This window comes from Helicobacter pylori, from assembly GCF_003638305.1.
Classification (GTDB): Bacteria; Campylobacterota; Campylobacteria; order Campylobacterales; family Helicobacteraceae; genus Helicobacter; species Helicobacter pylori_DJ.
Genome location: NZ_MVYP01000018.1, coordinates 22,666 through 29,057 on the forward strand (window position 1 = coordinate 22,666; position 6,392 = coordinate 29,057).

General features: G+C 38.0%; 4 protein-coding genes and 3 pseudogenes. 1 reads left to right on the top strand and 6 read right to left on the bottom strand.

Annotated features, from left to right (window positions below):
• Positions 1–2 precede the first annotated feature (2 nt).
• From EAL04_RS07315 to rsfS, 3 genes and pseudogenes are all read right to left on the bottom strand, one after another.
• A pseudogene (locus EAL04_RS07315) lies at positions 3–1,106 on the bottom strand (glycosyltransferase family 8 protein).
• Positions 1,107–2,003, bottom strand: a complete 897-nt coding sequence (gene miaA / locus EAL04_RS07320; RefSeq protein ID WP_120974364.1) for a tRNA (adenosine(37)-N6)-dimethylallyltransferase MiaA — start codon at positions 2,001–2,003, stop codon at positions 1,107–1,109.
• Positions 2,004–2,010: 7 nt separating this feature from the next.
• On the bottom strand, positions 2,011–2,352 hold the full coding sequence (gene rsfS / locus EAL04_RS07325; RefSeq protein ID WP_001076137.1) for a ribosome silencing factor: 342 nt from the start codon (positions 2,350–2,352) through the stop codon (positions 2,011–2,013).
• Between the two features lie 58 nt (positions 2,353–2,410).
• Here rsfS and queF point away from each other — a divergent pair, with 58 nt between their 5' ends.
• Entirely contained in the window at positions 2,411–2,857 is a 447-nt protein-coding gene (queF, locus tag EAL04_RS07330; protein ID WP_000187324.1) for a preQ(1) synthase, read from the top strand.
• 136 nt (positions 2,858–2,993) lie between these two features.
• Here the strand turns inward: queF and EAL04_RS07335 are convergent, their stop codons facing one another.
• The 3 genes and pseudogenes from EAL04_RS07335 to EAL04_RS07345 all read right to left on the bottom strand — a co-directional run bounded on the left by EAL04_RS07335 (position 2,994) and on the right by EAL04_RS07345 (position 6,261).
• Positions 2,994–3,923, bottom strand: a complete 930-nt coding sequence (locus EAL04_RS07335; protein WP_120974366.1) for a hypothetical protein — start codon at positions 3,921–3,923, stop codon at positions 2,994–2,996.
• 143 nt (positions 3,924–4,066) lie between these two features.
• Positions 4,067–5,770: pseudogene (locus EAL04_RS07340) on the bottom strand (DUF262 domain-containing protein).
• A gap of 12 nt (positions 5,771–5,782) precedes the next feature.
• Positions 5,783–6,261: pseudogene (locus EAL04_RS07345) on the bottom strand (hypothetical protein).
• Positions 6,262–6,392: the final 131 nt, after the last annotated feature.

Sequence of the window (6,392 nt, forward strand, 5' to 3'; positions counted from 1 at the left end):
CTTTAAGAAAGTTTGAAAACTTTTTTCAAAATATTTTTTATCCTAAAATAAAAATAATCCCTAATCGTTTTTGATCTTATGTGGGTTTTAAAAGATTGCATTTGTTGGTCTTTAGCCATTTCAAGGCGTTCTTTAAAAAAATCGTTTTTAAAAGGGGTGCAAAAAAGGTTGGCGAGCCAAAAACTCGCTTCAGCTTCATAGCAAATCAAACGCCCGTTTAAAGAACTGACAGAATGCCAGGGCTTGTATTTGATGAAATGGAGCATGATGATATTTTTAGGGTAGTGCTCTTTGAAAGAATCAGAATAGCAATTATAATAAATAGGCAATTCTAAAACGCGCTCTAAAAACACCATATTGATTAAACACTGCTTAGGGTAGAAAAGGTCTTTCCCCCTAGTTTTCAAAAACTCTAAAGCGATCTTTTTAAACCCATTTTCGCGCCACAAATCTAAATTCGCCACCAAAAAGCCCATGTTAAAGCCTTGATGGATGCGTTTTAATTCGTTTTGGCTAAAGCGTGAAAGATCAATCTTAAAATTCTTGCATGCCCGCTCAATAAAATCACAAAAGGCTTCAAAAGAAAGGTGGGAAAAAGTGTCTCTCACCATGCCAAGCAATTTAGTGGGGTCGTTATCCAGTGCAAAATAAGCGCTTGCAACATCGCCTAAAAACACCGTATCCACATCTATGGAAATGATTTTAGAATAATTAGGGAAGAGCGAAGCGAGCAAAAGCCGGCACAAAACAAGAAGCCCGCCATAACGCTTGGAGCAAGACTCATTGAGATAGCTTTCTATGGAATGATTTAGCGAATTGATGTCTATAAACTCTAATGAAGCGAATTTTTTAAAAGGCTCAAGGGTTTTTAAAAGTTTGTTTTGCTACTCTAAAGTAACCCCTTTAACCAAACAATGGATTTTATACACGATGTTAGCGCCTAAAAGTTTGTTATTTTGATTTAAGGGGCTAAAGTCTATTGCGCTTGTGTGCCTGCTCGCATGTGAGAGTAAAGAATAAAGGCAAACTCCTGCCCCTAGCGCGTAATTCTTATCAAAACTCATAAAAATAGGGATAATTTGATCCGGTAAGTTTTGCGTATCCATTTATCGCTCTTTTGTATCGTTTTTTGAGTGTTTTAAAATCGCATGCCTAACTTCTTCAACGCCCCCCATATAAAGGTTATGGAATTGGGTTTTATTGAAAGTGTTTTGGCGCTTGGCTAATTTCATGGTGTTAGAGATAATCGCTTCTTCTAGCTCCTTTAAAGTGAGTCGTTTTTCTAAAAAAAAAATGCTCTCTTTAACGCCTATGGCTTTAAAAGGCTGCGAATCTTTAGGGTATTGAGTATAAAGGGCTTTGATTTCTTCAATAAGACCGCAATCAAGCATGCTTTTGGTGCGCTGTTTGATGTTATTATGGAGCACGCTTTTTTCAATAGACAGAGCGAATAACGAGATAGCATGCTCAAAGGGTTTTTTAGGGTTAGCCTTAAAATACTCGCTTGGGGGCGTGTGGGTGGCATAAAAGATTTCTAAAGCCTTATGGATGCGGTAAGTGTCGTTTGGATGGAGTTTAAAAGCCATGTTAGGGTCAATGGATTTTAAAAATATATAAGGGTTAGAAAGAGTGGCAATTTCTCGCTCTATTTTTACAACCTCCTCACCGCTAATTTTTGGCGTATCGCTCAAACCTTCTAAAATGGATTTTAAGTAAAAACTGCTCCCTCCCACAATGAGTAAAATCTCTTTAGAGGATACTCTCATGGCGTCCTCTAAAAGGGTTTTAAAAAGGGGGGCGTTATTTTTTTCATCAATGTTAAGGTAATCTAGGGCGTAATGCTTGATATTTTTTCGCTCTTTTAGGCTCGGTTTAGCCGAAGCGATATTAATGTCTTTATAAATACTCAAAGAATCCAAAGAAAAGATTTCAGCGTCTAATTCTTGGGCTAATTCAATAGAAAGAGCGCTTTTCCCGCTCCCGCTAGGCCCTAAAAGCGCGATGAGTTTCTTAGGCGTTTTGATAAGGAAGCCCTCTTTTATAAGCGTTCAAAAACCCTTCTAAATCAAATTTTTTACGGCATTCTTCTGTGAAAAGATGGATCATCAAATCCCCTAAATCCAAAATGATCCACTCTTCATTAGACTCATCTATCTGGTAAAAGACTTCGCCTAACGGCTTAAGGGTGTTTTTTAGCGCGTCTAATAAAGAAAGGGCATGCTTATTCGCTAGCGTGGTGGCGATAATGACATCTTCTACCAAATAGGGGGTTTTAGACAAATCAATGTGCGTAATATCAAAAGCCTTTTTTTCATCTAATAAAGCCGTAATCATTTCTATGCGTTGGTTCATGAGTTTCCTAAAAAATGGGTTAAAATAGCCTTATTATAACTTAAATCAAGGAAGATTAATGACCCCTGAATCAAACCTCAAATCCTTAGGCGCTAAAACGCCCTATATTTTTGAATACAACAGCGATTTACTAGAAGCTTTCCCTAACCCAAACCCCAATTTAGACCCCTTAATCACTCTAGAATGCAAGGAATTTACAAGCCTTTGCCCGATCACTTCTCAGCCGGATTTTGGCGTGATTTTTATCCGCTACATCCCTAAAGATAAAATGGTAGAAAGCAAGTCTTTAAAACTCTATTTATTCAGTTACAGAAACCATGGGAGTTTCCATGAGAGCTGCATCAATACGATTTTATTAGATTTAGTCAAACTGCTAGAGCCAAAGTATTTGGAAGTGTATGGGGATTTTGCCTCTAGGGGCGGGATTGCGATCAAGCCCTTTGTGAATTACGCGATCAAAGAGTACCAGGACTTTAAAGAAAAACGCCTTTTGAATGCGAAATAACGCGCAAGAGGGATTTTAAGATTGAAGCCGTTCCAATTAAATGGACAGATTAGGGAGGGAATGAAAAAAGAAAATAAAAGAATAAAAGAGAGATAAAAAAGGAGACCCCCTCACAAGAGAGTAAGGGGGGGGGCGGTTAGTTTTCTAAATTTTCAGCCTCCGCCTCTTTACTTAACTCCTCGCCTGTGATAATATCCCTCTCCTTAATCACATTACCCTCATCATCATAGTCCTCATCTCTAAATCCATAAGACCAAAGATTATCAGCGAGTAAGTTAGCAGTTAAGCCTGCGCATGTTAAATCATACCTATTGATACCGCCATCGCATAAGAGTTGCGCTACAAATTTCGCCTCTTTTTGATTTTTAGGTAAAAATCTCGCCCACTCTTCCAAAGTAACACCAACACTACCATCGGGTCGTGTCATTTTTTTCGCATAAGTTTCAATCACTTTACAGAATAAAGTAACATCACCCATAAGCATATCATCAAAAGTGTCAAAGAACGCCTCTTCAACATTACGATTTTCAATCATAGTATTCCACTCAAGGTCGCTATGGTGCTTTAAATCCGCCATAAAAGACAGAGCGTGAATAACGATTAAACTAAATTGAAACCCTCTTCCCTCATAACTCATCGGAGCGAATAACACACCAAGTCTTTTCTTACGCTCCTCATTAGCATAAGCCTCCATCATAACCGCAAAGGAAGAAGTTGTTTTATCATCAAAATCAAAGTCCAACTTGAATTTGCTTTCTTTAGGCTCTTTAGGAGTTGAAGTCCTGTCCTTAACACTTGGTCCGCTAGTTACCACTTTAACGCCATCTAAAATATCCGCTTTTTTGTTTTCAGCGTGAAGTTTCATATGCTCGGTCAATGGAACTTTATTGAACCATTTTAAGAATTTTTCGCTATTGAAAGCGTATGTGGCTTCGTTGTCTTTTTGACTCCTTAAGGTTACACGATTAAACCCAATATTAATGACTTTAGCCTCCACCACTTTGTTGTTGATCGTGGCTTTGACTGACGCGCCTACTTTTAATTTATTTTCATTTTGAAAACCCATAAAATACTCCTCAATAAAAATTTGTTTTAAATCCCGCTATAATCGGTCGTTCAATGTTTTTTAATGTTCTTTATCTTTTTGGCATGGCTTGTTCCTCCTTGTTGTGGGGTGGGCGTTTCAAACGCCCTTTTTGAATAACCGCTTCATTTAATGTCTTTCAAAAGAGCGTTTTTAAAAGCTTTAATGGCGCTTTCACCCACTAATTCAGCGATACGATAACGCGCGATTAAAAAGTCTAATAATTTTTCGCTCCTTTCTTTGATTTGCGCAACCCCAAAAGAAGCGTTTTTAGCCACTTCTTTTTCGCTATAAGAGCCTTTTAGGTATTCTTTTCTTTTTTCCTCAAAAGGTTTGTTGCTTAAAGAGCTGTTGGCGTTTTTAGGAATTAAGAGCAAGTTCCCTAAAGCATGCGCAATATGGGGGTTTTTAGCCCAACTTTTTTCTTTAGAGTTGTAGCCTTGATCGGGTTTTTGAGGCAAAATATGCTCAATGCTTTCTAAACTGCTATCAAAATTCAAAGTCGTTTCAGGGTTATGGTATAGCTCGTATTCATAAAGCAAGTAATTCAGTGCTTTGTCCCACTTATACCACTTCTCAGTATTCTTTTTGGAATGGATATTCTCTTCAAGCAATTCTAAACCGCTATGCTCTCCCTTGAAAAAATGCTTTTCTAATGGCGGGAGATCTTCAATAGTAATATTCCCTTCTCCTTCTCTATACGCTTTGAACACCATAAAAGCCAATTCAATCCATTCATTTTTAGCCGTATTCTTGCCATCAACCCCATAGACTAAGAACCCGAAACGCTCTAAATATTCTAACAAGCCCTCTAATTCTTTGGTGGTGTAATGCCGTTCACTGCCACTTCTTACAGCAAGCTGTATGGTTAAAAGAGAGAGCAATAAGGGCAGAAAAGCGTTATCGCTCAAAGCGTTTAAGCGCCGCATTTTTTCTAACAAGATGCGCGTTTTAGGCGTGATTTCAATCCTAAGCTCTTCATCATCAAGCGTGTGCAAGAAATTCCAAACTTTAGAAGAATAAGAAAGATAAAATAACAACTCGTCTATTTTGTCATATTCATCGCTAAAGGGTGTGTTATGGGTATATCTTTTATGAGCGTTAAACTCCATTTCCAATAACCTTTTTAAAATCCCCTTTCTCGCCATAGTAATACGCCACGAAATGCTTTAAAAACCTCTCTAAATCATCATCTTCAAAGGATCTTAAATCGTGATAAATCCTGGTGTAAGTGGATAGATCCTTGCCACGATTGTTGATCGTTTCAAAAGAGCTGAAGGGATCGATTCGGTTATCGTTCAATTCCACCACGCTAAAAAGCATTTTTTTAGTGAGGGCATCAAACATTCTTTCAAGCGTTTCCATAGGCGTATCGCTGATTTTTTTTGAAAAAATTCGTAAGCCTCAATAAGATTTTTAGCGTAAAAAGAAGTTTGAAACCTTTCTAAATCTTTTTCTTCTTCCATGATCACCCCAAAAGCTTCATTTAAACCATGATACTTATAGGACAGAATGGGTTCGAGGTTCATTGAATAATACTTTGGGTCTTTATGTTTAGTGATCTTGGCTAAAAGGCCTAGTAAAATCAGGCTTGTAGCCAATCGTTGCTGGCCGTCTATGATTTCAAAAGTGCTATCTTCAAGCTCATTTTCAAACCCTCTTAAGGTTAAGCTGTGCATGTAATGGAATTTATCTCCCAGTTTAGAGACATGCTCTAAATCGTTCCAAAAATCCTTCCATTGCCTTTTCTGCCATGCATACCCCCTTTGATAGCTGGGGATTTCAAACACGCCTTTTTCAATCACGCCGTCTAAAGTCAATAATTCCATTAAAATCCTTTCTTAATAATGAATGGGTTTATGGGTAAAAACCCATAACCCTTCATTTTTTCGCTCAATCAATTTTGGTTGTCCAAGTCTTGTGCTGTGCGTGAAATGCCAAGTGTTTTTATTGACCAATTCTTCGTATTCTTGGCTCCCTTTTTGAGTGCAAACGCCCTCAACCTTTAGCGCTCCCTCTTCATCAGTCCCGATAGTGTCATGGTCAATTTTAGGGCAAAAACGCTCCGTTGGACTTCAGCCCCTCTAGTCGTTGAATCCTCATTCACAATACCAATGATGTAATCCGCTTTACGCATGAGCTCAAAATGCTTGTGCTGAGCCGCTTTGTCTCTTCGTGAGCGGAAATAACTCAAAGTGCATTCATCGCACAACTCTTTAAAATCCTCATTTCCTGGAATAGTCCCTTTATACGCACCTGAAACCATGCACAACAACAAATTGTATTTTTCATGCGCTTTTAAATCTTCTAACTGAGCCATCGTCTTCTCCTTGTATTGAATTTAACTCTGTAAGCCCCACTGATTTAAAAATGGGGCTTATGGAATCAAATGGTTTGAAAAGGTGGTGCGGGTTAATGAAAAGAGAAATAAAAGAGAGAATAATAAAAAAT

What these genes read in the sequence shown, in the direction of transcription:
- rsfS (WP_001076137.1), bottom strand. Translation starts at nt 2,352, where the DNA reads ATGAACCAACGCATAGAAATGATTACGGCTTTATTAGATGAAAAAAAG.
- EAL04_RS07335 (WP_120974366.1), bottom strand. Translation starts at nt 3,923, where the DNA reads ATGGGTTTTCAAAATGAAAATAAATTAAAAGTAGGCGCGTCAGTCAAA.
- queF (WP_000187324.1), top strand. Translation starts at nt 2,411, where the DNA reads ATGACCCCTGAATCAAACCTCAAATCCTTAGGCGCTAAAACGCCCTAT.